This is a genomic window from Streptomyces reniochalinae (assembly GCF_003323735.1).
Classification (GTDB): Bacteria; Actinomycetota; Actinomycetes; order Streptomycetales; family Streptomycetaceae; genus Streptomyces; species Streptomyces reniochalinae.
Genome location: NZ_QOIM01000040.1, coordinates 74,604 through 100,045, shown reverse-complemented (window position 1 = coordinate 100,045; position 25,442 = coordinate 74,604). Strand labels below are relative to the sequence as shown.

Sequence of the window (25,442 nt, the reverse complement as noted above, 5' to 3'; positions counted from 1 at the left end):
ACCAGTGAGGGGGAAGCAGATGGATGCTGTACGGCTCATCGCCGCCACGCGGCAGGCGCTCGCGCTCAGCGCGGACGTCGCCCAGATCGTGACGGAAGCCTGGCAGGCCCAGGCCCTCGCCGTGGCGGTGGGCAGCCATCTCGCGGTCAGCGGTCCTCCGGCGGTGCGGTCGGAGGCGCTGGGGCTGAGCGAGGTGGGCACCAGGGCCGGTGGCTCCAGACACCACACCGTCGCGCGCGCCGGCGGTGTCCGCGCGGCCCAGCTGTCGGCGATCGACGATCCCCGCCGCACCCTCGACGACCTCGGCGCCCTCCTCGGCGAGGCGGGGGTCGCGCTGGTGGGTGTCGCGGTCACCGCCGAGGACGAGGCGCTCTACTGGCAGTGCATGGAGGCCATCGACGCGGCGGACGAGTCCGGTGACCGGGTCGCCGCCATTCTGCGCGCCCTGTCGATGCGCGAGCGCGGCAGCCTCGCGTAGCGCCCGGCGGCACACCGGCCCGGGGTGGGCCCCGGGTCGCACCCGTGTGTACGCCTGCGGCCGGACGCGGTGACGGCGCACTACGGGCGCCGCCGCACCCGCGCCGGACCGGTCCCCCTCTCCCCCGCTTCCTCCCTCTCCTCCGCTTCCTCCCTCTCCTCCGCTTCGACCCCCTCCTCCGCGACGAGTTCGTAGCCCGCCTCGTCGACGGCGGCACGGACCTCGCCGAGGCCGAGAGCGCGGGTGCTGGTCACGGTGACGGCGTCGCCTTCGACGTCGACCGCGACCCCGGTCACACCGGGAAGAGCTCGCAACTCCTCGGTGACGAAGCCGGCGCAGTGGCCGCAGGCCATGCCGAGCACGGTGTAGGTCCGCGTGGTCATGCGGCGTCCTCCTGCTTGCGCGGGAGGGCGCGCGTGAGCATGTGGGCGCTGCGCAGGCGCCCTTCGGGCGCGAACCTGCCGAAGAAGGAGACCTCGACATCCAGGTCCCGCCCGCGGTCGCGCACGTGGAGCGTGTAGCGGGCGGCGATCCGGTCGCCGTCCGCCAGCGCGTCGTGGACCTCCACCCCGAGTGAGGGCTTGTGCTTGCGGGTGGGCCTGGTGTGCGCGATGAGCTTGTCCCGGTCCATGCGGTGGCCGTCGGCGAACTGGACGACGTCCGGGGTGTGGTACCGGTCGACGACGGTTCCGGCGTCCTCGTCCCCGTGGGTGAGGTCGTGGTGGAACGCGGTGAAGAACGCGGCGAGGAAGCCGTGCGGATCGGCGCTGTCGAACGGTCTCATGGTGATCCCTTCTCCCGATCTCTTACAGCTTGTAAGGTATGGTGAACCGTGGAATTTTGACAAGGTGTAAGAGATGACGCATTCGCCGACCCCGCGCCGCCGTGCCGACGCCCGCCGCAGCCGGGCCGCGATCCTCGACGCCGCGCTCGCGCTGCTCGACGAGCGCCCCGACGCGAGCATCGAAGCCGTCGGCCGGGCCGCCGGGGTGACACGGCAGACCGTCTACGCCCACTTCCCCTCCCGCGAACGGCTGCTGGCCGGGGTGGTCGACCACCTCACCGGGCGGACCGTCGCCGCGATGGAGGAGGCCGCCCCCGACGAAGGGCCGGCCGCGGAAGCGCTGCTGCGGCTGCTCGACGCCGCCGAGCGGACCGCCGGGCGCTACCCCGCGCTGGCGCGGCAGGCCGGCAGCCTGCCCGCGAGCGCCGAGGAGGACCGGGCCCGCCACGCGCGCGTCGCCGACCTGCTGGGACGGGTCGTGCGGCGCGGGCAGGCGAGCGGGGAGTTCGACGGGCACACCTCGCCCGACTGGCTCGTCGCCGCCACGATCGCCCTGGCCCACGCGTCGAGCGGCGAGGCCGACGCCGGACGGCTCTCCCCGAAGGAGGCCCGCCGGACGCTGCGCACCGGCCTGCTGCGGCTGCTCGGCGCTGAGGGCGCGTCCGGGCAGGCGCGGAGCGGGGCCGGCCGGTGAGGGGGCGCGGCGGGCGGGGACGCCCACGGGGCAAGATGGGGGCATGCGACTGCGAATCTTCACCGAGCCCCAGCAGGGGGCCGACTACGACACACTGCTGAAGGTCGCGAAGGCCACCGAGGACCTCGGCTTCGACGCCTTCTACCGCTCCGACCACTACCTGGCCATGGGGGACTCCGACGGTCTGCCCGGGCCCACGGACGCCTGGATCACCCTGGCGGGGCTCGCCCGGGAGACCAGCCGCATCCGGCTGGGCACACTGATGACGGCGGGCACCTTCCGGCTGCCCGGCACGCTGGCGATCCAGGTCGCCCAGGTGGACGCCATGTCGGGGGGCCGGGTCGACTTCGGACTCGGTTCGGGCTGGTACGAGGACGAGCACACGGCCTACGGCATCCCGTTCCCGAAGGAGAAGTTCGGCCGGCTGGAGGAGCAGCTGGCGATCATCACAGGGCTCTGGGAGACCCCGGTCGGGCAGAAGTTCGACTACGAGGGCACCTACTACCAGCTCAAGGACTCCCCCGCGCTGCCCAAGCCGCACCAGGAGCGGATCCCCGTGCTGGTCGGCGGCTTCGGCGCCAAGCGGACCCCGCGGCTGGCGGCGCGGTACGCGGACGAGTTCAACGTGCCGTTCGGCTCGCTCGCCGACAGCGAGCGGCAGTTCGAGCGGGTGCGGGCGGCAGCCGAGGAGCGCGGCCGTGACGCCTCCGAGCTGGTGTACTCCAACGCGCTGGTGGCCTGCGTGGGCAAGGACGACGCCGAGGTCGCGCGCCGCGCCGCCGCCATCGGCCGCGACGTGGCCGAGCTGAAGGAGAACGGCCTGGCCGGTTCGCCCGCGGAGGTCATCGACAAGATCGGCCGCTACGGAGAGCTGGGCAGCACCCGCGTCTACCTGCAAATCCTCGACCTGAGCGACCTGGACCACCTGTCGCTGATCGCCGACCAGGTGCAGGCCAAGCTGGCATGAAGCGCCGCCCCCCGCTCGCCGAAGCCCTGCGCGCCGGCCCCGTCCTCCTCGACGGCGGGCTCTCCAACCAGCTGACGGCCCAGGGCCACGACCTGGACGACGACCTGTGGTCGGCCAGGCTGCTGGCCGAGGCGCCCGAGGAGATCGAGGCGGCGCACGCGGCCTACGTGCGGGCGGGGGCGCGGGTGCTGATCACCGCCGCCTACCAGGCGTCGTTCGAGGGCTTCGCCCGGTACGGGCGGACCGCGGACGGGGCGCGGGCGCTCTTCCGGCGCAGCGTGGAGCTGGCCCGTGCGGCGGCAGCCCGCACCACCGGCGAGGCGGTGTGGGTCGCCGGGTCCGTCGGCCCGTACGGAGCGGTCCTCGCCGACGGGAGCGAGTACCGGGGCCGGTACGGGCTCGGCGTCGCCGAACTGGCGGCCTTCCACCGGCCGCGGATCGAGGCGCTGGTGGCCGGCGCGCCCGACGTGCTGGCGGCCGAGACGGTGCCCGACGCGACGGAGGCCGAGGCTCTGCTGCGGGCGGCGGCCGGCTGCGGGGTGCCGGTGTGGCTGAGCTACACCGTCGCGGGCGGGCGTACGCGGGCGGGCCAGCCGCTGGAGGACGCCTTCGCCGTCGCCGCGGGGAACGAGCAGGTGCTCGCGGTCGGCGTCAACTGCTGTGCGGCGCACGAGGTGGCGCCGGCGCTGGAGGCCGCGGCTCGCGCCTGCCCCGGAGTGCCGCTCGTCGCGTATCCCAACAGCGGTGAGGGCTGGGACGCCGGGCGGTCGGCCTGGACGGGCGCGCCGACGTTCGCACCGTCCCTCGCCGCGGAGTGGGTGGCGCGGGGAGCGCGGCTGGTCGGCGGGTGCTGCCGGGTGGGGCCACGGGACATCGCCGAGGTGGGCGGCGTGCTCGACCGTTGCCAGCCCGGTCCGGGGGCGCCCGCAGGGCGCGGGCCGGTGTCCGGGGAGTCCGGCCGGCTCCGGTGGGCCGGCCGCCGTGGGGGCGGGTGAGTTCTCGCGGGCGCGCGAGCACTCCGCCAGGATGAGCGCATGGGATTCCATGTCGACTCCGAGACCGGGCGGCTGCGCCGCGTCATCGTGCACCGCCCTGGCCTCGAACTGAAGAGGCTCACCCCCACGAACAAGGACGATCTCCTCTTCGACGACGTGCTGTGGGCGCGCCGCGCCCGGCAGGAGCACGACGCGTTCGCCGGCACGCTGCGCGAACTCGGCGTCGAGGTGCACCTCTTCGGTGAGCTGCTGGCCGAGGCGATGGACGTGCCGGCGGCCCGCGCACACGTACTGGACCGGGTCTTCGACGAACAGGAGTACGGCCCGCTGGCCACCGGGCATCTGCGGGAGTCCTTCCACCGGATGCCGACGCCCGAACTGACCGAGGCACTGATCGGGGGCATGACCAAGCGCGAGTACCTGGAGCGCCGCTCCGCGCCGTCGTCGGTCCGCTTCCACGTCATGGAGGAGGACGACTTCCTGCTCGCCCCGCTGCCCAACCACATCTTCACCCGCGACTCGTCGGCATGGGTGTACGACGGGGTGTGCGTGAACGCCATGCGGTGGCCCGCGCGGCAGCGGGAGACCGTCCACTTCGAGGCCGTCTACCGGCACCATCCGCTGTTCGCCGCCGCCGCGCGAGAGGACGGTTTCCACACCTGGGCGGGCGGTGGTTCGGGGCAGCCCTCCCCCTCGACCATCGAGGGCGGCGACGTGCTCGTGCTGGGGAACGGCGCGGTGCTCGTCGGCATGAGCGAGCGGACCACTCCGCAGGCCGTCGAGACGCTGGCCCGCGGGCTGTTCGCCCGGGGCTCGGCCCGCGCCATCGTGGCGCTCGACATGCCCAAGCGGCGGGCGTTCATGCATCTTGACACGGTGATGACGATGGTCGACGGGGAGACCTTCACCCAGTACGAGGGGCTGGGGATGCTCCGCTCGTACACCATCGAGCCGGGGGCCCCGGATAGCGCGGGCGGGCCGGAGCTGAAGGTCACCGACCACCCGCCGGAGCACATGCACCGTGCCATCGCCGCCGCGCTCGGGCTGGGCGGGATCCGGGTGCTCACCCCCTCGCAGGACGTGCGGGCGGCGGAGCGGGAGCAGTGGGACGACGGGTGCAACGTGCTCGCCGTCGAGCCCGGCGTCGTCCTGGCGTACGACAGGAACGTCACCACCAACACCCATCTGCGCCAGGAGGGGATCGAGGTGGTGGAGATCCCGGGCGGCGAGCTGGGGCGCGGGCGGGGTGGGCCGCGCTGCATGAGCTGCCCGGTGGAGAGGGACGCGGTGTGAGGAGCGGGCCCGCCGCCGGACGGATCGCATAGTGATTCTTCGTACCGTATACAATTCCAGCATCAGCAGTGCGAGCGAGGAGCGACATGGCAGACCTGGCAGGCCGCCACTTCCTGAAGGAGCTGGACTTCACCCCTGAGGAGTTCCGGAACCTCCTCCGGCTCGCGGCCCAGCTCAAGGAGGCCAAGCGGGCCGGCACCGAGCGGGACGACCAGCGGCTGCGCGGACGCAACATCGCGCTGATCTTCGAGAAGTCCTCCACCCGCACGCGCTGCTCGTTCGAGGTCGCCGCGGCGGACCAGGGCGCGCACACCACCTACCTCGACCCGTCCGGCTCCCATCTGGGCAAGAAGGAGTCGGTCAAGGACACCGCGCGGGTCCTCGGACGGATGTACGACGGGATCCAGTACCGCGGCAGCGGTCAGGAGATCGTCGAGGAGCTGGCCGCGCACGCCGGGGTGCCCGTCTACAACGGGCTGACCGACGAGTGGCATCCGACCCAGATGCTCGCGGACGCGCTGACCATGGCCGAACACGCGCCGCAGGGCCGCGACCTGTCCGAGCTGTCGTACGCCTACCTGGGCGACGCCCGCAACAACATGGGCAACTCCTACCTGGTGACGGGCGCGCTGCTCGGCATGGACGTGCGGATCGTCGCACCCAGGTCGCTGTGGCCCGAGGAGTCGGTGACGGCGCGGGCGCGGGCGCTCGCCGAGAGCACCGGGGCACGGATCACGCTCACCGAGGAGGTCGAGGAGGGCGTGCGGGGCGCCGACTTCCTCACCACCGACGTGTGGGTCTCGATGGGCGAGCCCCCGCAGGTGTGGGACGAGCGGATCGCGCTCCTGCGCCCCTACGCGGTGACCATGGACGTGCTGCGGGCGACGGGCAACCCCGCCGTGCGCTTCCTGCACTGCCTGCCCGCCTTCCACGACCTGGGGACGGCGGTGGCCCGGGAGATCCACGAGCGCCACGGGCTGACCTCGCTGGAGGTCACCGACGAGGTGTTCGAGTCCGCGCACTCGGTCGTCTTCGACGAGGCCGAGAACCGGATGCACACCATCAAGGCCGTACTGGTGGCGACCCTGGGGTGAGGCGGCGCCGCACGCGGCCCTGTGTGCATAGTCATACACATAAATGCGGGAACATGCATAAACGGCCGTTACGATGGAATCAGCTCGAAGGGTCCGGGCCATCCGCCCGGGCCCTTCTGCTGTGAACGTCCCCGCGTGCACCCACCCCGTGCACCCCCGCACCGCCCCTGGAAGCTCCATGCCCCGCACCGGCCTGCGCCTGAAGTCCCCCGAACAGCTGATCTTTGAATCCGGCGCCGACCTGGAGGGGAACGGCCTCAAGCGCACCATCGGCCCCTTCCAGCTGGTGTGCTTCGGCATCGGCGCGATCGTTGGCACCGGCATCTTCGTCGGGCTGTCCGACACCGTGGCCGAAGCCGGGCCCGCCGTCATCGTCTCGTTCATCCTCGCCGCGCTGACCTGCGTCTTCACCGCCTTCTCCTTCGCGGAGCTGGGCGGCGCCATGCCGGTCTCCGGCAGCTCGTACTCCTACACCTACGCCTCGCTCGGGGAGCGCGCCGCGTTCCTGGTGGGCTGGTGCCTGCTGCTGGAGTACGGCGTCTCCGTCTCGGCGGTGGCCATCGGCTGGGGGCAGTACCTGAACGAACTGCTGGAGCACACCGTGGGCTGGCGCATCCCGGCCGCCCTCGCGGACGCGCCGGGGCACGGCGGCGTCGTCAACGTGCCGGCGGTGATCGTGATGCTGCTCGCCGCCGTCCTGCTGGTGCGGGGCGTGCGGGAGAGCGCGCGGGCGACGGCGGCGATGGCGGTGATCAAGGTCGGCATCCTCGTCCTGTTCTGCGCGATCGCCTTCACCGCGTTCCGGTCGGGCAACCTGTCGCCGTTCGCCCCCGAGGGCATCGGCGGCATCGGCGCGGGCGCCTCGCTGGCGTTCTTCTCCTTCATCGGCTTCGACGCGATCTCCACGGCCGGCGAGGAGGTCAAGAACCCGCGCAGGAACCTGCCGCTCGCCATCCTGGTGACCATCGGCTGCGTGGCACTGCTCTACTGCCTGGTCTCGGTGGCGGCACTCGGCGCGATGCCCTGGGAGCAGGTCGGCGGCAAGCCGGCGGCGCTCTCGCTCATCGTCAACCACGCGACCGGCTCCACCTTCGGCTCGACCGTCATCGCGCTGGGCGCCGTGGTGGCCATCGCCTCCGTGGTGCTGGCGGTGATGTACGGGCAGACGCGCATCCTGATGTCCATGTCCCGCGACGGGCTGATGCCCAAGGTGTTCGAGCGGGTCTCGCCCAGGACCTCGACGCCGGTGGCCAACACCTGGATCGTCGCCGTCGTCTTCGCCGTGCCGGCCGCCGTCGTACCGCTGGACGTGGTGCTGGACATGACGGTGATCGGCACGCTGGCGATCATGGCCGTCGTCAACATCTGCGTCCTCGCGCTGCGCCGCTCCCACCCCGGGCTCCAGCGCCGTTTCCGGGTGCCCTTCCACCCAGTGGCCCCCCTGCTCGGGGTGGGTTTCAGCCTCTACCTGATGTACGGACTGCCGGTGGTCACCTGGGTCCAGTTCGCGGTCTTCGTGGCCGTCGGCGCGCTGGTCTACTCCTGCTACGGGCGGCGCCGCTCCCGGCTGGCGCGGGCGCAGACGGCACCGGACGACGAGACCCGGGGCGCGGCCCGCTGAGGCCCTGGGGGCCGTCCGGGGCGGGCTACCCCTCGTCGCGCCGGCCCCTGCGGGCCATCTCCTCCTGGGTGAGGCGGCGCAGCATCTCGGCCCGCGCCGCGAACTCCGGGTCCTCCTCGGGGTCTTCCTCCACGGACGTGCCCTCGGCGCGCAGCCGCATGTCCTGGACCATGACCGGCTCGTCCGGGTCGTCGTCGGAGGGGCGGGGGCCCTCGGGCCCGTCGGGGCCGATCCTGACGAACCGTTCGACGCGGACGAGGCGCAGGTGGCGCCCGCCGAAGCTCAGCTCGCTCCCGCGCTCCGCGTCGAGCCGGTCGGCGGCCTCCCGGTAGACGGTGCGGGTCGCCTCGTCGAGCCCCTGCATGGCCGGGGCGAGCACACGCAGCAGCATCGTCAGCGCGTCCCGCGCCTCCTGCGGGGTGCCGCCGTCGCCGGTCTCCGAGCGCCAGGCGCCGCCCTCCTTCTCCGCGAACAGGAAGACGGGCGGCAGCAGCACGCCACCCGGATGGCTGACGGCGGCCTTCCGCGCGTCCTCCCGTACCTGGGGCGGGTCGCCCTCGCGGTGGGCGAGGGCGAGAAGCTCCGCCTTGAGAATGCCCTCGGAGGGTCCGGTGGGGATGACGGTGTCGAGTACGAAGCCCTCGGTCCGGTCGGACAGCCGGCTCGCGGCACCCGGTCCGGCCGGGTCCGGGTCGGAGGGGCGGGGCGGCTCTGGCCCGTCGCGCCCGGCACGGATGACGTTCTCGGCGCGCACGACGCGGTAGCGCTCCTCCAGCACCGTCATCTCGTCCAGCGCCTCCCAGTCGAGGCGTTCGGCGGCGGCCTGACAGGCGGCGCGGATCTCCTGCCGGCCCGCCTCCTCCGCCTCGCGGGCACGGCGCCTGAAGTGCGAGGCCAGCCCGTCCCGCGCGCTCTGCGGCGTGGGCGCCCCGAAGGAGGACAGCAGCTGCCAGCCGCCCTCCTCCCGTTCCCGGGCCGCGCCGAAGACCGGGCGGAACCCCATCAGCACCGGATAGCGCTCCCGGGCCAGCCACGCCTCCTCGTCCGCCAGCGCCGCGACGGGTTCGACGACGGGCGCCACGCGGATCGTCCGGTAAGCCGGCACGTCGTCACCGCCGCCCCGGCCGCCGTCTCGGCCGGTCCCACGGCTGCCGTCGCCGTCTCGGCCAGCCCCACGGCCGCTCCCGCTGCCATTGCCACGGCCACGGCCACGGCCACGGCCACTGTCACGCTCACCATGCATGCCGTCAGTATGCTCACGACTACCGTGTGTGCGGGGCGAGTTGGGCGTACTTCCCCATCCGACCCGAATCGCACCCGCGTACGAGCGCCCCTCCCCCTGTTCCCTTCCTTCCCGCTCCCCCGCGCGGGCGGAACGCCCCGCCACCGCCGGAGGCCGCCGGACACAGGCCGATACCGTGCTCCCCACCGCACGGACGCCTCTCCTGGCCCCCGGAATCCCGCACGGACCCATCCGTGCGGCGCCGGGCGACGAATGCGAGGTGGACAGTTCTTCCAGGAGGAGCGCATGACAGCAGCCCCCATTCCCCGCCCCTCGGCCAGGGCCGGAGGTGACATCCGGTGAAGGAGCCGGTCCGCATCTCCAGCCGCGCCGAGGCGCAGTCCGAGCCCGACGCACTCCTGACCCAGGCCGCCAAGGGCGACCAGGACGCCTTCGCGGAGCTCTACGACCGCGTCGCGGGGCCCGTCCTGGGCCTCGTACGCTCGGTACTCCGCGACCCCTCCCAGTCCGAGGAGGTCACCCAGGAGGTCCTGGTCGAGGTGTGGCGGCTGGCCACGCACTTCAACCCGGACAAGGGCAGCGCGATGACCTGGATCATGACCCTGGCCCACCGCCGCGCCGTGGACCGCGCCCGCTCGGCCCAGGCCGCCAGCGACCGCGAGGAGCGCGCCGCCCGGCTGGACCGCACACCCGACTACGACCACGTCGTCGAGCAGGTCGAGGCCCGTCTGGAGCGCGAGCAGGTGCGCCGCTGTCTGCGCACGCTCACCGAGATCCAGCGCCAGTCCGTGACGCTCGCCTACTACAAGGGGCTGACCTACCGCGAGGTCGCCGAACTGCTCGCCCAGCCGCTGGGCACGGTCAAGACACGGCTGCGGGACGGGCTGATCCGCCTGCGGGACTGCCTGGGGGTGGGGGCATGACGAGGACGACGACGGAGCTGCACACGCTGACCGGCGCCTACGCGGTGCACGCGCTCCAGCCGGACGAGGAGGCCGCCTTCGAGCGGCACCTGGGCGACTGCGCCGCGTGCAGCGTCGAGGTCGCCGAGCTGCGGGCCACCGCCGCCAGGGTCGGACTGGCGCTGGCCGAACAGCCCTCGCCCCGGATGCGGGCCGAGGTGCTGCACCGGATCGGCGAGGTCCGCCAGGAACCGCCGCCACGGCAGCAGCCGCCGAGCGACGCCCCCGGCACGGACACCCCGCGCGGTCTGCGGCGGCGCGCAGCACGCACGTGGCCCACCTTCGCGCTGGCGGCCTGCCTCGCGGTCGCGGCCGGCTTCGGCGGCGTGGCCGTATGGCAGTACCAGCGGGCCGAACAGGCACAGGAGAGCGGCCAGAGCGCCCAGAACCGGGCCGCCCGGTTGGCCGAGGTGCTCTCGGCGCCGGACGCGCGGACCGTTCCCGCCAAGGACCTTCCCGGCGGCGGCAGCGGAACCGTCGTCGTCTCCCGCGACCAGGACCGTGCCGCGTTCGTCGCCTCGCGGCTGCCGCGGGCTCCCGAGGGCAAGACCTACCAGCTGTGGTACGCCGACCACGGCACCATGCGCTCGGCCGGTCTGATGGACGCCTCCTCCGACGACGCCTGGCTGCTGGAGGGCCCCCTGGGCCGCGCATCGGGCATGGGCATCACCGTGGAGCCCAGCGGCGGCTCGACGAAGCCGACGTCCGAACCGGTGGTCCTGGTCAACTTCCCGGCCCAGCAGGCGTAGGACGGGGAGGGACCACCGGGGAACGGAAGCGAACCGAACGGAAGACACGGCCCGGCGCGGTGACACGCCGCCGGGCCCGCCGAGTCGGCCGGTGGCCGAAGAAGCGGAGGAGAAGGATGCGGGTCGGTCTGCTACGAGCCGTCGGAGTCGCCACGGCCGCCTACGGGATCGCCGTCACCGCCAGACCCGAGCTGCTGGCCAAGCCGTCCGGGCTGGTGGACGAGGCGGGCCGCACCGCGCCCCACACCCGCACCTCGCTGCGCCCACTGGCGTGGCGGGACGCGGCCAGCGGCATCGCGCTGGCGCTCGCCCCCGAAGGGGCGGCGCTGCGGACGGCCGCCTGGGTGCGCATCGCCGCCGACTTCGGCGACGCGGCGCTGCTGGGCACCACCCTGCCCGCGAAGACCCGCGGCAAAGCGGTCGCCGTCTCGGTGGGCTGGGGCGCACTGTCGGTGGCCGCGCTGTGCGGCGGGCGAGCGACCGGCTGAGCCGGTCGCTCGGTTCCGGCTGAGCGCCGGTCCTTTTCGGCTGGGGCGGTCGTCTGGCCCGAGTGGTCGTTTCGGGTGGGCCGGTCCTCTGTGGCTGGGGCGGTCCTTGCGGCTGAGTGGTCGTTTCGGGTGGGCCGGGCGAGGAGGTGACGGGCCGCCCGGCACCGCGCGTGGTGGTCCCACGGGTCACGGCCACTCGCCGTCGTGGCCCCCATGCGGTACGGGGCCCAGCCCGGCCTCTCCCTCGTCCAGGGGGCGCACGGCGAGGATCTGGTCGACGCCCATCCGGCGCTCCGCGAAGGCGAGTCCGCCACCGGCCAGGTACAGCCGCCAGACGCGGGCCGTCTCCGCGCCCGCCAGCTCGGTGAACTCCTTCCAGCGCTCCTCCAGGGTGCGCGCCCAGGCGGCGATGGTGTGCACGTAGTGCTCACGCAGCGACGCGGTGGCCCGCACCTCGGCGCGAGCGCAGCACTACGAGCGGCGCCTGCGCGGGCCCCGCCTCGCTGCCGTCCCAGGCCCGCAGCCGCACCGGCAGCGGGCCGCCCAGGAGCCGCTGGGCCAGGGCCGCGAGACGCCCGGCCACGCCTTCCGTACTCGTCCGCGTCCTGTCCGTCGTGGATGCCGCCGTCACTGTGCTTCTCCCCTGGGGTTCGGGATCGGGGTCGTCTTGGTGCTCCGCACCGGTTCCTTGCGGAACAGCAGTTGCTCCACGTCGAGGTAGCCGGTGCGGAAGCCGGCCTCGGAGTAGGCGAGGTAGAGGGTCCACATCCGCTGGAACGTGGCGTCGAACCCGAGGTCCCGCACGTCCTGTGCCCGCTCCGCGAACCGCTCGCGCCACAGCCGGAGCGTCTCGGCGTAGTGCGCGCCGAAGCCCTCGTGGCGCGCGAGCCGCAGAGCCGTGTCCTCCTCGGTCAGGCGCCGCAGCGCCTCGCGGGAGGGCACCAGGCCGCCGGGGAAGATGTACTTCTGGATCCAGGTGTAGGTGTGCCGGGTGGCGAGCATCCGGTGGTGGGCCATGGTGATGGCCTGGAGGGCGACCTTCCCGCCGGGCGCCAGCAACCGGTCGAGCGCCGCGAGGTAGACGGGCCAGTACTCGTGGCCGACCGCCTCGATCATCTCGACGCTGACGATCGCGTCGTACTCCCCCCGCACCTGCCGGTAGTCCCGCAGCAGCAGCGTCACCCGGTCGGAGCAGCCCGCCTCGCGCACCCGCGCCGTGGCCAGCGCCAGCTGTTCCGAGGAGAGCGTGACCGTGACGACCTCGGCCCCCCGCCGTGCGGCTCGTATCGCCAGATCGCCCCAGCCCGTGCCGATCTCCAGCATCCGGGTTCCCGGGCCGACGCCCGCCAGGTCGAGCAGCAGGTCGGTCTTGCGCCGCTGGGCGTCGGGCAACGCCTCCCAGGTGGCGGGGAAGCCGCGGAAGACGGCGGAGGAGTAGGTCAGCGTCTCGTCGAGGAAGAGCGCGAACAGGTCGTTGGACAGGTCGTAGTGGCGGTGGATGTTCTCGCGGGCGCCCCTGGTGGTGTTGCGCTGCGCGGCCGGGTGCCGGGGTGCCCACAGGTGGCGCAGCTTCTGCGTCCAGGCGGGGAAGAGGGAGTCGGCGTGCTCGGCGAAGACCGCCAGCACGCCCACCAGATCGGGCGCCTCCCACTCGCCGGCCATGTAGGACTCGCCGAACCCGATGAGTCCGCTGCGGCCGAGGCGGTGGTGGAAGGCGTCGGGGTCGCGCAGTTCCAGCAGCGGGCCGCCCTTCCCGAGGCTGGACCCGTCGGGCAGCCGCACCCGCAGGGGCAGCCTGTCGAAGGCCCGGCCGACGAGGCGGGCGGTCACGGCGGTACGCAGCCTGGAGGAGCGTGGCGCAGCGGCCACGTCGGGCCAGCGGGAACGGTCGACGGCGGCCGTCCGCGGGGACGCCGACAGCGGTGCGGGCACGGTCAGTGCAGACCTTTCTGTTGAGGGTGGTGCGGTCGTGGGCGTACGGGCAGTCCGCGCAGCCACAACCGGATCCCGTGGGCGCGGATGCCCACGGTGACGGCGAGCGTGGGCCAGGGGTGCCGTGCGGTCGCACGCAGCAGTTCCCGCACGGTCGCCGGGCGGCGCTCGCCGTGCACGGAGGCGGTGAACGGGACGTGCGCCCGGTGGCCCCCGCGTTCGAGCTGGACGGTCAGCCGCAGCCGGGTGTCCGGCAGTGGCAGTCGCATGCGGTATCCGCCGTCCACGGGGAAGAACGGTGAGACGTAGAACTCCTTGTCCGTGCGGGCGACGCCGTCCGCGTCGGGGCGCAGCAGGTAGCAGTGGCGCTCGCCGTAGGTGTTGTGCACCTCGGCGACGACGCACACCAACTGCCCGGCCGCACCGTGGCACCAGTAGAGGGTCAGCGGGTTGAAGACGTGGCCGAACACCCGGGCGTGCGCCAGCATCAGCACCCGGCCGCCCTCCAGATCCACGCCCTGTGCGGCCACATAGCGCTCCAGTCCCGCGCGGACGGTCGGCGCGGTGCCGCCGAAGTGGTCGCGCGGCTCGAACCGGGCCAGCGGCCGCAGCAGGCGCGGCAGGCGCGGCGGTTCGTCCACGTCGGTCAGCCACATGGAGGTGCGGAAGCGGAAGGCGTGCCGCACGGGGTGGGTGCGGGCGTGGGCGATGACGCAGCGGTAGAGGGCGGGTGTGAAGGGACCGGGGCCGGGGTCCTGGAGCGGGGTCCGCCGCGTGGTTTTCCGGGCCCCGTTCGAGGGAGGGCGCGGGCTCACCAGCGCACCCCCAGCGCCCGGGCGGCCTCCACCCCGGAGCGGCAGCCGTCCTCGTGGAAGCCCCAGCCGTGGTAGGCGCCGGCGAACGCCACGGGGCCCCGGTTCAGTTCGGGCAGCCTCCGCTGTGCCGCCACCGAGTCGGGCGTATAGACGGGGTGCTCGTAGACCATGCGCGCGAGCACCCGTTCCGGGGCCACCCGGTCGTGGGCTCCCAGGGTGACGACGTGTTCCTCGGGGGCGTTCAGCCGTTGCAGCCGGTTCATGTCGTAGCTGACCCGCACCCGCCCGGCCGGGGTACAGCAGTCGGGCATCAGGTAGTTCCACGACGCACGTGCGCCGCGTGTGCGGGGCAGCGGGGCGGGGTCGGTGTGCAGGAGAGCCGGGTTGCGCGAGTAGCGGAAGGCGCCCAGCACCTCGCGCTCGGCCTCGGTCGGTTCCGCCAGCAGCCGCAGCGCCTGGTCGGGATGGGTGGCCAGCACGACGGCGTCGTAGGCGTGCGCCGTGCCGTCCTCGGTGACGAGCGTGACCCCGTCAGCGCCGTCAGCGTGTCTGCGCACCGTCCGCACGGGTGTGGCGGTGTGGACGGCGCCGAGTTGCTTGCCGACGCGTTCCACGTACTCGCGCGACCCGCCGGTGACCGTGCGCCACGGCGGGGAGCCCGAGATGCCGAGCATGCCGTGGTTGTCGAGGAAGCGGAACAGGTAGCGGGCCGGATAGCGCAGCGCGGTGCCGGGCGCGCACGACCAGACCGCCGAGATCACCGGCGTCACGAAGTGGCTCACGAAGTACGGCGAGAACCCGCCCCGGCGCAAGAACGCTTCGAGCGTCACCGCGTACTGCCGGTCGTCCGCCGTCCCGCCGCCCTCCTGGGCCAGCAGGCGCTGCGCACGCCGGTGGAAGACGGGCACCTGGGCGAGCATCCGCAGGTACCTGCCGCGCAGCAGATGCCCCGCGCGCGGCACCAGCCCGCGCGGCCCCTTGGCGCCCGCGTACTCCAGGCCGCAGCCCTCGCACCGCACCGACATGCTCATCTCGGACTCCTGGGTCGTCACGCCCAGCTCGCCGAAGAGCCGCGTCAGCAGGGGATACGTCCGGCGGTTGTGCACGATGAAGCCGGAGTCGACCTGGAGCAGGCGGCCGTCGGCGGAGACGACGTCATGCGTGTGCGCGTGACCGCCGAGCCGGTCGTCGGCCTCGTAGAGCGACACCGCGTCCGTGTGCCGCAGGACGTGTGCCGCCGTCAGCCCGGCAACTCCACTGCCCACCACGGCCGTTCTGCGCCGCTGTTGCGTCATGCTGCTCCTCCCACTGCGGAGCACGCCCCGCACGGCCTGCCGGGCATGTCTGCTGCCGTGTGCTCGCCGCCGGCCGCCGGGCCGGGGTGCGTGCCTTTCGCTCTGCATTCGGAGCCGCGGGCCTCGCGGCTTGGCCCGGACGTGGACAGGTCGTCCGCGCAACGCCGTCTCCGCGGCGCGTGTCCAGCCGGACGTCATCCGATCGGGGGACCGACCAATCCGCCGGGCGGGCTGAGCCGAATGCGGGGTGTGAGCAACGAGAGGAAGCCCCGCATCGGCGCCCTGACCGGCGCGCTGGGAGCGCTGAGCGGCGTGATCGCCGGGTGCGGCGCCCTGGCCGTCGCTGAGTTGGCGTCCGTACCCGTGCGCCCCGAGGCCGGGCCGGTCACCGCCGTGGGCGGTGCCGTGATCGACCGAGTGCCCGCGCCGGTCAAGGACTTCGCCATCCGCACGTTCGGCACCGACGACAAGCTGGTCCTCCAGCTGGGCATCGTCGTCCTGCTCGCGCTCTTCGCCGTCGCCCTCGGCGTTCTCGCCGTGCGCCACCGCCCGGCAGGATCGGCGGGCGTGCTGCTCTTCGGCGCCGTGGGCGGCTGGGCCGCCGCGGGCCGCCCGGACGGCTCGCTCGTGGACGCGCTGCCGTCCGTGGTGGGAGCCGTGGCGGGCAGCGCCGTGCTGTACGCGCTGACGGGCCTGTTGAGGCCGTCCGGCGCGGTCGCGGAGCCCGTCGCGGCCGACGGCACCTCTCCGGTGGGGGCCCCGCCCTCCGTGGAGGGGACCCCTTGCACGAGCGTCACCCCCTCAGCCGGTGACGCTCCGACAGAGGGTGCCGGGTCCGACGACAGCGCCAAGACCGACGGTGCCGAGGCCGAAGGCTGCGCCGGGGCCGAAGACGGCGCCGGGCCGGTGGCCGACGACTCGTCGGCAGCCGAAGGCGCGGCGACGAGCGCAGACCCGGCACCGGCAGGCGGCGACCGGAATGCGCCCACCGGCCCCGGCAAGCCGCGACTGCTGCTGGGCAAGGCGCCGGACGGGGCGGGGTTCGACCGGCGCAGGTTCGTGCTGGGCGCGGGTGCGGCGTGGGTGGGAGCCGCCGGGGTGGGACTCCTCGGGCGGGGCCTCAACTCCCGCAGCGGCGCCGAGGCCGTCGCGTCCCGCACCGACCTCACGCTGCCCGCCCCCGTCTCGCGGGCGGCACCCGTACCGCGCGGCGCCGAGCTGGACATCGACGGGCTGAGCCGGTTCGTGACATCGAACAACCGGTTCTACCGCGTGGACACGCTGCTGCGCGTGCCGAAGCTGTCAGCGGCCGACTGGTCGCTGCGCATCCACGGCAAGGGGGTGCGCGACGAGCTCACCCTGGACTACGACCAGCTGCTCGAACGGGGCCTCGTCGAGCGGGACGCCACGCTCACCTGCGTCTCCAACCAGGTGGGCGGCGAGTACGTCGGCAACGCGCGCTGGCTCGGGGTGCCCCTGGCGCCGCTGCTGCGCGAAGCCGGCGTACGACCACCGTCCAAGGGCGGGCCCGCCGACCAGCTCGTGGCCCGCTCCGAGGACGGCATGACGCTCGGCAGCCCGGTGGACACCGTCATGGACGGCCGGGACGCGATGCTCGCCGTGGGCATGAACGGCGAACCGCTCCCCTTCGAACACGGCTTCCCCGTCCGCATGGTGGTCCCCGGCCTGTACGGCTACGTCTCGGCGTGCAAGTGGATACGCGAGCTGGAGCTGACCTCGTTCGACGACTTCGACGTGTACTGGGTCGAACGTGACTGGGGACGCCGGGCCCCGATCAAGACCCAGTCGCGGATCGACACGCCGGGGCCGCTCGCCGGCCTGAAGGCCGGCAAGGTCGCGGTCGCGGGCGTCGCCTGGGCACAGCACCGCGGCATCGACCGGGTCGAGGTCCGCGTCGACGACGGCCCCTGGCACACCGCGCGGCTCGCCGAAGAGGACTCCCGCGACACCTGGCGCCAGTGGGTGTGGGAGTGGAACGCGACGCCGGGATCCCACGAGCTCCAGGTACGCGCGACCGACAGGACGGGGCACACCCAGACCGCCGACCGCGTCGGCACGGTGCCCGACGGCGCCACCGGACGGCACTCGGTGGTGGTCGACGTGACCTGACCACCAGCCGCACACCACGCCCTTCCTTCCCCGACCACCGAACCGTCCGTAGCCCCGCATGCCCCCTCTCGTGCCCGACATGAGCGGCATGACCGTCACAACAAGGAGTAATCGCAATGACCAGCACCACCACCCGTGCCCGTCGCGTCCTGCTGGCCGCCACCGCGGCCGTCGTCCTCCCGCTCGGTCTGACCGCGTGCGGCGGTGACGACGGGGGCTCCGACAAGGCGTCCGACAAGAAGAACGAGCAGAGCAAGAGCTCACCGAAGGAGACGGACGACAAGCAGGACACGGCCATGGGCACCTTTGGTGACGCCTGCAAGACCGTGCCGAAGTCGGGCAAGGGCAGCTTCAAGGGGATGGCCCAGGACCCGGTCGCCACCGCCGCCTCTAACAACCCGCAGCTGTCGACGCTCGTCGACGCGGTGAAGAAGGCCGGACTGGTCGACACCCTCAACAGCGCGAAGGACATCACCGTGTTCGCGCCGACCAACGACGCCTTCAAAAAGATCCCGAAGGCCGACCTGGACAAGGTCATGAGCGACAAGGAGATGCTGAAGAAGGTCCTGACCTACCACGTGGTGGGCGAGCCGCTGGACAAGGCGAAGCTGGCCGACGGCTCCTACCCGACGCTGGAGAAGCAGAAGCTCACCACGAAGGGCTCGGGTGACGCCTACAAGGTCAACGACTCGGCGAACGTCGCCTGCGGCAACGTGAAGACCGCGAACGCCACCGTCCACATCATCGACACGGTGCTGATGCCCCCGAAGAAGTGACCCACCGCCGTGCCCGGGCCGGCCGCACCGCCAGCCGGGCACGGCGCTCCGCCCGCTCGAACGGAACCGGGTGCTGCCGTTCCCGGCATCGCGCCGACGGCAGTACCTGTACCCGTTGGCGCTGTGCGTCGAGCAAGCCACGCACCTGCGTGCCGTTCTCCTCCTTCAGCGTCTGCGCCTGCGCGGCGGACTGGGCGCTGCCCTGCGCACGGGCCGCCCGAAGGAGGCGCTCGCCGGGCGGCGGAAGCGGCCCGCGTCTAGGCTCGTGCCATGGGTGGCCGCCGTCATGCCCGTCCGGCGAACGCCGACGATCTGCTCTCGCAGCTCGGACGGCTCACCGCGCGGGTGCGGGAGGAGATCGAGGTCCAGCGGGCCCGCGTCGAGCTGGCCGAGGCCCTGCAACGGGGCATGCTGCCCGCCACCCTGCCCACCGCGCCGGGGCTGCGCGTCGCCGCCCGCTACGCACCGGCCGGCAACGGGCTCGACATCGGCGGTGACTGGTACGACGGCTGCCGGCTGTCCGACGGCACCCTCGCCTTCTCCGTCGGCGACGTGCAGGGTCACGACGTCGAGGCCGCCGCCTACATGGGCCAGGTGCGGATCGTCCTGCGCGCGGTCGCCGCCATGGGGGCGACCGATCCCGGTGACATCCTGGCCACCGCCAACGAGCTGCTGGCCGCCACCGACAACCCGCTCTTCGCCACCTGCCTCTTCCTCTGTTTCGACACGCGGACCTGGAGCGTACGCACCGCACGCGCCGGGCACACCGGAGCCGTGTGGGCGCGGGCCGACGGCGTGTGCGGCATCGTGGAGCACTCCGAGGAGGAGATCGGGCTGCCGCTGGCCGTCATGGAAGGCGAGACGTACGCGGTCACCGAGTACCGCTTCACCCAGCCGGGAGCGCTCGCCCTGCTGACCGACGGAGTGGTCGAGGGCCCCCGCTTCCCCCTGGAAGAGGGCCTGGCGGCAGTTGCCCAGGTGTTGCGCGACGGCGTCTTCGAGGACCCGGAGACGCTCGCCGACCGGGTCATGGAGGTCACCGGGCGGACCGGACACACCGACGACGCCGCCGTCCTCGTACTGCGCCATGACGGCCCCGAGGCGTGTCAGACGGACGACGCGGCGCCTGAGGGGGTGAGATGAGTGGCGTGGCACCCACGCACTCGACGGCGGACCGCGCACCGGACCCCTCCCCCGCTCCCGGCGGACGGGCCCGCCCGGAGCGCGGCGCGGGCAGGATCCGCGGCCGGCTGCTCGCCGGTTACGTGCTGCGCGTCGTCCTGATCGCCCTCGGCTACTACGCCGGCGGGCTCGTCGGCCTGCTGTGGCACGTGTCGGTCGAGGGAGCCACCGTCACCCCGTTCTGGCCGCCGACCGGCATCGCCGTGGCCTGCCTGCTCCTCTTCGGCGCGGGCGTGTGGCCCGGCGTGACGCTCGGCGCCCTGCTGGTGGTCAACGGCATAGGTCCGCTCAGCCTGACCTCGGTGGGTTTCATCGCCGGCAACACACTCGCCCCGCTCCTCTCGTGCGCCCTGCTGCGCCGCACGGGCTTCCGCACCGACCTGGACAGGTTCCGGGACGCGGTGTGCCTGGTCTTCCTGGGCGCCTTCCTCGGCATGCTGGTGAGCGCCACCGTCGGAACGCTGATGACGGTCGCGGGCGACGGCCTGACGCTGTCGCACTTCTGGCCCGTCTGGTCGGCCTGGTGGGCCGGCGACGCGGTCGGTGTCCTCGTCGTCACCCCGCTCCTGCTGGCGCTCCGCAAGCTGGACGTACCTCGCGACCGCGCGCGGATCGCCGAGGCGGTGGCCCTGGCGGCGGCGACGGCGGCGCTGGGCCTCCTGGTGACCCGGAGCACGATCAGCCTCCTCTTCCTCGTCTACCCGCTACTGGTATGGGCGGCGCTGCGGTTCCAACTGGCGGGCGCGGCGGTGTGTACGGCGATCCTGTCGGTCTCCGCGACGTGGGCGGCCACCGACCGCGCCGGGGTCTTCGCGCGCCAGGACCTGATCGAAGGCATGATCACTCTCCAGGCGCTCAACGGTTCGGCCGCGCTGACGGCCCTGCTGCTGGCCGCGGTCACTGCGGAGAGGCGCAACACCCAACGGAGGATCGCCGCGGCCTGCGACGACCTGGCGGAGATGGTCGAGGTTCTCGCCCCCAAGGGCCGCGGCCCCCGCAACTTCCCCGCCGGCGGCCGCACGGGACAGCGCCACGTCTAGCAGCCGGGCGGGGCGGGAGGCGACGGGCGTCAGGGGGCAGGGCGCGGGCGTCAAAGAGCAGGACGCGGGCGTCAGGGGGCCAGGTGGGCGAGGAGTTCCGCGCCCGCGGGGTACGGACGTTCGGGTGGAAGGAGACCGCGAGCCGCTGCCAGGTCGCCGTCACGGACGGCGGCGTGGACCCGGTGGGCGAGCGGGGTGACGTCCGTGAGGGAGACGAGCCACTCGTCGGCGTAGCGCCGCGTCGCCTCGCCGGCCAGCCCCAGCTGGAGGGAGCGGTGCGGCAGCGGGCGCAGGTGCAGATCCCGTTCGGGGTCCCACTGGACGCGGGCCGGAGACTGCCGCAGTCGCCGCTTCCACTCCGCGTGGTCCGTGTGGCGCTCGGCGTCGTAGTGCGAGAGGCAGGCGTTGCGCAGCGCCCACTCGAAGCCCTCGCGGGTGATCTCGACCGCGAGCACCGTCTCCTGGTCCTCCTTGGCCGCCCAGCCGCAGCGGTACATCATCCACAGGAAGGACGGCTTGATCCACGTCATCCGGTCGCGCTTCCAGGAGGCCGGGAAGCGCCCGTCGCGGGCCGCCGGCAGGCCCAGCCGCGGCGCGTAGGCCTGGTAGACGGTGACGGTGGACGCCATGTAGGCGGCCCGTATCTGGTGGGTGGGTTGTTCCGACACGGCGTCCACGGTCTCCGGTCACGGCGCGGAGTGCCAGCGAATTAGCCCCGGTGGCCTCCGGGAGCCGGGGCCTTGCGCGGCCTGCCGTGGCCCACTCGGCGACGGCCCGTCACAGGATCTCCAGCGGACGCTTGCCGGCCGGCGGCGGGAACGCCTCGTCCAGCGCGGCGAAGTCCTCCTCGCCCAGGACCAGGTCGGCCGCAGCCCGGTTCTCCTCGACGTGGCGGCGCGAGGAGGCCTTGGGGATCGCGATGACATCCTCGCGGCGCAGCACCCACGCCAGTGCCACCTGCGCGGGCGTCGCCCCGTGCGCGTCGGCGACCGCGCGCAGCGCCTCGTGCCCCAGCAGCCGCCCCTGCTCGACCGGCGAGTAGGCCATGACGGGCACGGACAGCTCGCGGCAGCGGGGCAGCAGCGCGTACTCGGGGCCGCGCCGGGTGAGGTTGTAGAGGATCTGGTCGGTGTCGGGCACGGCGCCCCGCGGGAGGTCGGCGAGGTCGTCGGTGTCCAGGTTGCTCACGCCCCAGGAGCCGATGCTGCCCTGGCGCACCAGTTCCTCCAGCGCCTCGACCGTCTCCGCCAGCGGGACGCCACCGCGCCAGTGCAGCAGGTAGAGGTCGATGCGGTCCGTTCCCAGGCGGCGCAGGCTCGCCCGGCAGGCCTCGGCCGTGCCGCGCCGGTCGGCGTTCGACGGCAAGACCTTGCTGACGAGGAACACCTCGTCCCTGCGCCCCTGGATCGCCTCGCCCACCAGCTCCTCGCTGGCCCCGCTGCCGTACATCTCGGCCGTGTCGATGAGCGTCATGCCCAGATCGAGGCCCGCACGCAGCGCGTCCAGTTCCTCCGCGCGGCGGGAGCGGTCGTCCCCCATGTGCCAGGTCCCCTGCCCGAGGGCCGGGACCCGCGCACCGGAAGGAAGGGTCACTGTACGTATCACGTGGATCGTGGTCCTTTCCGTGCGACGGTGCTGAGGGGTACCCCCATGATCGCCGCTGCCCGCCCGGAGCGCCCGCCGGGGGTGCCCGCCAGGGGCGGCCGCCGCACGACGGCGGCTTCCCCGGCAGCTTCGGCGCTGCCGGGAAACCGTCCCGCCGTCTCGGCGTCCCGCCATCGCACCGTCCCGGAGGGCTGTCCTGGAGGGCCGTCAGCCAGGCTGACTGCTGTCCTTCATCGAGCCCCAGCCGTGCCAGCGCTCCACCGCGATCCAGGCGCTGACCCGGGGGCGTTCGCGGTCCGGGTACTGCTGGCCGAGGTAGTGCTGGGCGAGGCGGTCGATGTCGGTGAGGCCCTCGTCCGCCCTGAGCTCCTCGACGCGGCCGATGAGGCTGATGTGCGTGTACCAGTCGTCCTTGCCGAGGACGGTGAGCGTCACGCGCGGGTCGTTGCGCATGTGGGACAGCCGCTTGCGCCCCTCGTCCATGTTGACCAGCACCCGGCCGTCGTCCCACAGGTACCAGGTCGCCGTGGACACCGGCTGCCCGTCGGAACGCAGCGTGGTGATGACGCAGGGGTTGGGCTCGGACAGCATGGCGACTGCCGCGTCGGTCAGTGGTGGCTTCGACACGTGGTCCTCCTCGATGCGTGTGCGGTTCTCTCTCCGCGGCCCGGGTGCCCACTCCGCCCGCGCCGCACAGGACGCGTGCTCAGCCTGGCACACGCTCCGAGCGTGAGGCGCGCAGTGGGACGGCCCGTCGTGGTCGCCTGGCTCGTGGCGGGGCCCACGACCGGTTCACACGTCACGGCCCGTGTCGCACTCCGGGCTCAGACCACGCCGGCCTCCGGTATGCGGGTGCCGTTGGCCAGGGCTGCCGGGTCGAGACCGAGCGCGGCCGCGGCCGTGGCGCCCACGTCGGCCAGGCTGCCCGCGTCCGGGAGCAGTTCCACGCCCGGGGCGCCGGGGCGGTGGATGAGCACCGGCACGTACTCGCGCGTGTGGTAGGCGTGTCCGATCGTCGGGTCGTTGCCGTGGTCACCGGTGACCACGAGACGGTCCCCGGGCTGGTCCAGCAGCGCCACCAGCGCGGCCAGACCCGCGTCGACCTGTTCGAGTATCCGTGCGTACCGCTCCGGGTCGCGCTGGTGTCCCGCCAGGTCGCTCTCCTGCACGTTGGCGACGACCAGCGCCTCCCCGGGCGCACGGGCCGCCTCCAGGGTGTGGGCGAGAACGTCGGCGGTGGGCACGGCGGGGCGCCGCACGGCGGCCTCGCACGCCAGGATGTCCGCCGCCTTGCCGACGAGCGTCACCGGGACCCCGGCACGGGCGGCCAGTTCGGGAAGCTGACGGGTGTGGTCGAGTTCCGCACCCAGGTGCCGCACCTGGAGTCCGCCGTTGCGGTAGAAGCCGCTCGCCGGTGTGTCCAGGCCGACGGTGCCGCCGTCGCCGGCGCGGACGAATCCGGGCAGCGGCCCGTCCGCGTGGCCGCCCACGGCGATGACCCGGGCGACGGGTGCGACGGCACGCACGGTGCGGGCGACCGCGAGGATGGCGTCGAAGCCCAGGTCGTCCAGGCGCGCCGAGGCGTTCCAGTTGATGCCGGGGTCCGCTTCGAGGTTGTCGTGCACGAGCACGCCGCCGTCGACGACCAGCACCGGCCCGCCGTCGAGCGGCTCGACCCGGTGGCCCGCCGCGCTCAGGGCCTCGGTGACCTCTTCCAGGTGCTCACCGAGGCGGGCGACCGTCACCCGGCTGAAGTCCGCGCCCATCATCGTCTGGTGCCCGGCGAACGTGTCGGCCCCCGGGTATCCGAGCGCGGCCCTGCCCGCCGCGACGGGCAGCGGGGTGCGGCGGGCGAGGTCCGGATGCGGGTGGACCAGGCCGAGTCCGAGCGCGCCGAGCGCGGGCAGCCGCAGTGGCCGTCCGAACGCCTCGCGCGCGTGGTCGAGTACGTGCCCGCAGGTGTCGGCCTCCGCGTCACCCGGACGCAGCACGCCCGCGTCGGGCATGGCACCGACACCGAAGCCGTCGAGGACGACGATGACGGTGCGGCCGGAGTGGTCAGTGCGACGGGTGGGACCGGCGCGATGAGTGGGGCCGGTCGACTCGGCCTGGTCAGCCGGGTCGTCATGGGTGGTCACAGTGCCCTCCCTCGTGCGTCGTAGAGACCGGTCAGTCTCGGCGTCCCGGACGAGAGTCCGGCGACGACCGCGACCCTGGAGCGGGTGACGAAGATCTGCGTGCGGAACGCCAGCAGCGCCGTGTCACCCGCACGCACGTCCGCTCCGGCCTCGGGGGCCGCCAGCAGGCGGTAGTAGTCGATGTTCTCGGCGGGCGCGTCCTGGACGGCCAGCCGCAGTCCCGCGCGGGGCAGTAGCGCGGAGCTGATGTGCGAGCGGGCGTAGAAGCCGCCGCCGAACACGGCCGGACGGCCGTCGGCCAGGGTGTGGGCGACCTCGGTGACGTACACGTACGCGGGCCGCTCCGGTTGCGCGGTGTCGCGGGCGTGCAGCGGGGTGGTGCCGGTCAGCGCGTGCCCTGGCTCGCCGTGGGTGGCGCCGAGGCGTGCGAGCAGCGGCAGGCCGGCGACACACGTGGCGCTGGGGGCGCTCAGCTTGAGGTCCTGGTGTCCGCGCGCGGCCAGCAGATCACGCGCCCTGGCGGCGAGGTCGAAGGTGGGCGTGGGCGTCGGTGCCCCGGTTTCCGGATCGCACAGGACGCAGGGGAACGCGGTGACCCCGGCGATCCTGATGCCCGGCAGCCGCTCCGCGTCCTCCGCGAACTTGTCGAGCGCCGCCAGCGGTACGCCCCCCTCCTGCCCGGGGTAGACGGATCCGGCCGCGCCCTCCAGCCGCACGAGGACGTCCTGGACCATGCCCAGGCGCTGGGCCTGCTCGGAGACGGCGCGCGCGTTGGCCAGGTCGTAGACGGTGACGGCCTCGGGTCGCCAGGCCAGCATCTCGGGCAGTGCCCGCCGGGGGATCTGCACGAGGTGCCCCAGGTTGCCGGCGCGGGCGCCCGCCGCGTGCAGGATCCGGGCCTCGTCCTGGTCGATGGCGGCGAACCGGGGGATGGCGCGGGCCACCGCGCGGATCAGCTCGGGGTTGCGGCCGAGCTGTTTGACGACGAACCACAGGGACAGGCCGAGACGTTCGGCCTCGGCCGCCAGGAGGGCGGCGTTCTCCTCGATGGCGTCCAGGTCCATGACGTAGGTGTCGGGCGGGATATCGCCGCGCCTGTGCAGGTCGGCCGCGACGTCGGCGAGCCCCGGGTTGCGGGCGAGAAGGCTGTCGAGAAACACG

Annotated in this window: 26 protein-coding genes and 1 pseudogene; 14 read left to right on the top strand and 13 right to left on the bottom strand. The window is 73.5% G+C overall.

Features of this window, described 5'->3' with window-relative positions:
• Window positions 1-19 precede the first annotated feature (19 nt).
• The gene (locus DQ392_RS22320) at window positions 20-478 is read left to right on the top strand and encodes a DUF6099 family protein (RefSeq protein WP_114017473.1); all 459 of its coding nucleotides are present in this window, start codon (window positions 20-22) and stop codon (window positions 476-478) included.
• Between the two features lie 80 nt (window positions 479-558).
• On the opposite strand, the gene DQ392_RS22315 is transcribed toward DQ392_RS22320, so the two are convergent.
• On the bottom strand, window positions 559-861 hold the full coding sequence (locus DQ392_RS22315; RefSeq protein WP_114017472.1) for a heavy-metal-associated domain-containing protein: 303 nt from the start codon (window positions 859-861) through the stop codon (window positions 559-561).
• Window positions 858-1,262 (bottom strand): nuclear transport factor 2 family protein, encoded by a 405-nt coding sequence (locus tag DQ392_RS22310; RefSeq protein ID WP_114017471.1) that lies wholly within the window; start codon window positions 1,260-1,262, stop codon window positions 858-860. Before DQ392_RS22310 ends, DQ392_RS22315 begins: the two co-directional genes overlap by 4 nt.
• 73 nt (window positions 1,263-1,335) lie before the next feature.
• Here DQ392_RS22310 and DQ392_RS22305 point away from each other — a divergent pair, with 73 nt between their 5' ends.
• From DQ392_RS22305 to DQ392_RS22280, 6 genes are all read left to right on the top strand, one after another.
• Entirely contained in the window at window positions 1,336-1,956 is a 621-nt protein-coding gene (locus DQ392_RS22305; RefSeq protein ID WP_114017470.1) for a TetR/AcrR family transcriptional regulator, read from the top strand.
• A 43-nt stretch (window positions 1,957-1,999) separates the two neighbouring features.
• Complete coding sequence (locus DQ392_RS22300) at window positions 2,000-2,923, top strand: LLM class F420-dependent oxidoreductase (protein ID WP_114017469.1); 924 nt, start codon at window positions 2,000-2,002, stop codon at window positions 2,921-2,923.
• Window positions 2,920-3,918 (top strand): homocysteine S-methyltransferase, encoded by a 999-nt coding sequence (gene mmuM, locus DQ392_RS22295; protein WP_114017468.1) that lies wholly within the window; start codon window positions 2,920-2,922, stop codon window positions 3,916-3,918. The genes DQ392_RS22300 and mmuM overlap by 4 nt, the downstream gene beginning before the upstream one ends.
• Window positions 3,919-3,957: 39 nt before the next feature.
• Entirely contained in the window at window positions 3,958-5,211 is a 1,254-nt protein-coding gene (locus tag DQ392_RS22290) for an arginine deiminase (RefSeq protein ID WP_114017467.1), read from the top strand.
• Between the two features lie 86 nt (window positions 5,212-5,297).
• Entirely contained in the window at window positions 5,298-6,305 is a 1,008-nt protein-coding gene (gene argF, locus DQ392_RS22285) for an ornithine carbamoyltransferase (protein ID WP_114017466.1), read from the top strand.
• 178 nt (window positions 6,306-6,483) lie between these two features.
• Window positions 6,484-7,926 (top strand): amino acid permease, encoded by a 1,443-nt coding sequence (locus DQ392_RS22280; protein WP_114017465.1) that lies wholly within the window; start codon window positions 6,484-6,486, stop codon window positions 7,924-7,926.
• 25 nt (window positions 7,927-7,951) lie between these two features.
• Here DQ392_RS22280 and DQ392_RS22275 read toward each other — a convergent pair whose 3' ends face one another.
• Window positions 7,952-9,031, bottom strand: a complete 1,080-nt coding sequence (locus tag DQ392_RS22275) for a DUF5954 family protein (RefSeq protein ID WP_114017464.1) — start codon at window positions 9,029-9,031, stop codon at window positions 7,952-7,954.
• Window positions 9,032-9,507: 476 nt separating this feature from the next.
• Here DQ392_RS22275 and DQ392_RS22270 point away from each other — a divergent pair, with 476 nt between their 5' ends.
• The 3 genes from DQ392_RS22270 (at window position 9,508) to DQ392_RS22260 (ending at window position 11,368) form a co-directional block, all read left to right on the top strand.
• Window positions 9,508-10,092: a sigma-70 family RNA polymerase sigma factor gene (locus tag DQ392_RS22270; protein WP_114017463.1), complete on the top strand. Its 585-nt coding sequence runs from the start codon at window positions 9,508-9,510 to the stop codon at window positions 10,090-10,092.
• A complete protein-coding gene (locus tag DQ392_RS22265) occupies window positions 10,089-10,880 on the top strand; it encodes an anti-sigma factor (RefSeq protein WP_114017462.1) in 792 nt (263 codons plus the stop codon). Before DQ392_RS22270 ends, DQ392_RS22265 begins: the two co-directional genes overlap by 4 nt.
• Window positions 10,881-10,996: 116 nt before the next feature.
• Window positions 10,997-11,368: a hypothetical protein gene (locus DQ392_RS22260; RefSeq protein ID WP_114017461.1), complete on the top strand. Its 372-nt coding sequence runs from the start codon at window positions 10,997-10,999 to the stop codon at window positions 11,366-11,368.
• 186 nt (window positions 11,369-11,554) lie between these two features.
• Here DQ392_RS22260 and DQ392_RS22255 read toward each other — a convergent pair.
• The 5 genes and pseudogenes from DQ392_RS22255 to DQ392_RS22240 all read right to left on the bottom strand — a co-directional run.
• A pseudogene (locus DQ392_RS22255) lies at window positions 11,555-11,833 on the bottom strand (class I SAM-dependent methyltransferase); the annotation flags it as partial.
• Window positions 11,796-11,999 carry a hypothetical protein gene (locus DQ392_RS34115; protein WP_147266561.1) on the bottom strand — a complete coding sequence of 68 codons (204 nt, stop codon included), beginning with the start codon at window positions 11,997-11,999 and terminating at the stop codon, window positions 11,796-11,798. The gene DQ392_RS34115 and the pseudogene DQ392_RS22255, both read right to left, overlap by 38 nt.
• Window positions 11,996-13,300, bottom strand: a complete 1,305-nt coding sequence (locus DQ392_RS22250; protein WP_425470580.1) for a class I SAM-dependent methyltransferase — start codon at window positions 13,298-13,300, stop codon at window positions 11,996-11,998. The genes DQ392_RS34115 and DQ392_RS22250 overlap by 4 nt, the downstream gene beginning before the upstream one ends.
• Before the next feature lie 2 nt (window positions 13,301-13,302).
• On the bottom strand, window positions 13,303-14,010 hold the full coding sequence (locus DQ392_RS22245) for a DUF1365 domain-containing protein (RefSeq protein ID WP_245981833.1): 708 nt from the start codon (window positions 14,008-14,010) through the stop codon (window positions 13,303-13,305).
• Window positions 14,011-14,111: 101 nt separating this feature from the next.
• Complete coding sequence (locus DQ392_RS22240) at window positions 14,112-15,410, bottom strand: NAD(P)/FAD-dependent oxidoreductase (protein WP_114017457.1); 1,299 nt, start codon at window positions 15,408-15,410, stop codon at window positions 14,112-14,114.
• A gap of 240 nt (window positions 15,411-15,650) precedes the next feature.
• Between DQ392_RS22240 and DQ392_RS22235 the strand changes: the two genes are divergently transcribed.
• The 4 genes from DQ392_RS22235 to DQ392_RS22215 all read left to right on the top strand — a co-directional run bounded on the left by DQ392_RS22235 (window position 15,651) and on the right by DQ392_RS22215 (window position 20,538).
• Complete coding sequence (locus DQ392_RS22235) at window positions 15,651-17,540, top strand: molybdopterin-dependent oxidoreductase (protein ID WP_114017456.1); 1,890 nt, start codon at window positions 15,651-15,653, stop codon at window positions 17,538-17,540.
• A 116-nt stretch (window positions 17,541-17,656) separates the two neighbouring features.
• Window positions 17,657-18,316: a fasciclin domain-containing protein gene (locus DQ392_RS22230; protein WP_114017455.1), complete on the top strand. Its 660-nt coding sequence runs from the start codon at window positions 17,657-17,659 to the stop codon at window positions 18,314-18,316.
• A 270-nt stretch (window positions 18,317-18,586) separates the two neighbouring features.
• On the top strand, window positions 18,587-19,459 hold the full coding sequence (locus DQ392_RS22220; RefSeq protein ID WP_114017454.1) for a PP2C family protein-serine/threonine phosphatase: 873 nt from the start codon (window positions 18,587-18,589) through the stop codon (window positions 19,457-19,459).
• On the top strand, window positions 19,456-20,538 hold the full coding sequence (locus tag DQ392_RS22215) for an MASE1 domain-containing protein (protein ID WP_114017453.1): 1,083 nt from the start codon (window positions 19,456-19,458) through the stop codon (window positions 20,536-20,538). The genes DQ392_RS22220 and DQ392_RS22215 overlap by 4 nt, the downstream gene beginning before the upstream one ends.
• Window positions 20,539-20,609: 71 nt before the next feature.
• On the opposite strand, the gene DQ392_RS22210 is transcribed toward DQ392_RS22215, so the two are convergent.
• From DQ392_RS22210 to DQ392_RS22190, 5 genes are all read right to left on the bottom strand, one after another.
• The gene (locus DQ392_RS22210) at window positions 20,610-21,206 is read right to left on the bottom strand and encodes a DUF4291 domain-containing protein (protein ID WP_342774974.1); all 597 of its coding nucleotides are present in this window, start codon (window positions 21,204-21,206) and stop codon (window positions 20,610-20,612) included.
• Window positions 21,207-21,315: 109 nt separating this feature from the next.
• The gene (locus DQ392_RS22205; protein ID WP_114017730.1) at window positions 21,316-22,149 is read right to left on the bottom strand and encodes an aldo/keto reductase; all 834 of its coding nucleotides are present in this window, start codon (window positions 22,147-22,149) and stop codon (window positions 21,316-21,318) included.
• 201 nt (window positions 22,150-22,350) lie between these two features.
• Window positions 22,351-22,770 carry a PPOX class F420-dependent oxidoreductase gene (locus DQ392_RS22200; protein WP_114017452.1) on the bottom strand — a complete coding sequence of 140 codons (420 nt, stop codon included), beginning with the start codon at window positions 22,768-22,770 and terminating at the stop codon, window positions 22,351-22,353.
• 197 nt (window positions 22,771-22,967) lie between these two features.
• On the bottom strand, window positions 22,968-24,182 hold the full coding sequence (locus DQ392_RS22195) for a phosphopentomutase (protein WP_114017729.1): 1,215 nt from the start codon (window positions 24,180-24,182) through the stop codon (window positions 22,968-22,970).
• Window positions 24,183-24,277: 95 nt separating this feature from the next.
• Window positions 24,278-25,441: an alanine racemase gene (locus tag DQ392_RS22190; protein ID WP_114017451.1), complete on the bottom strand. Its 1,164-nt coding sequence runs from the start codon at window positions 25,439-25,441 to the stop codon at window positions 24,278-24,280.
• Window position 25,442: the final 1 nt, after the last annotated feature.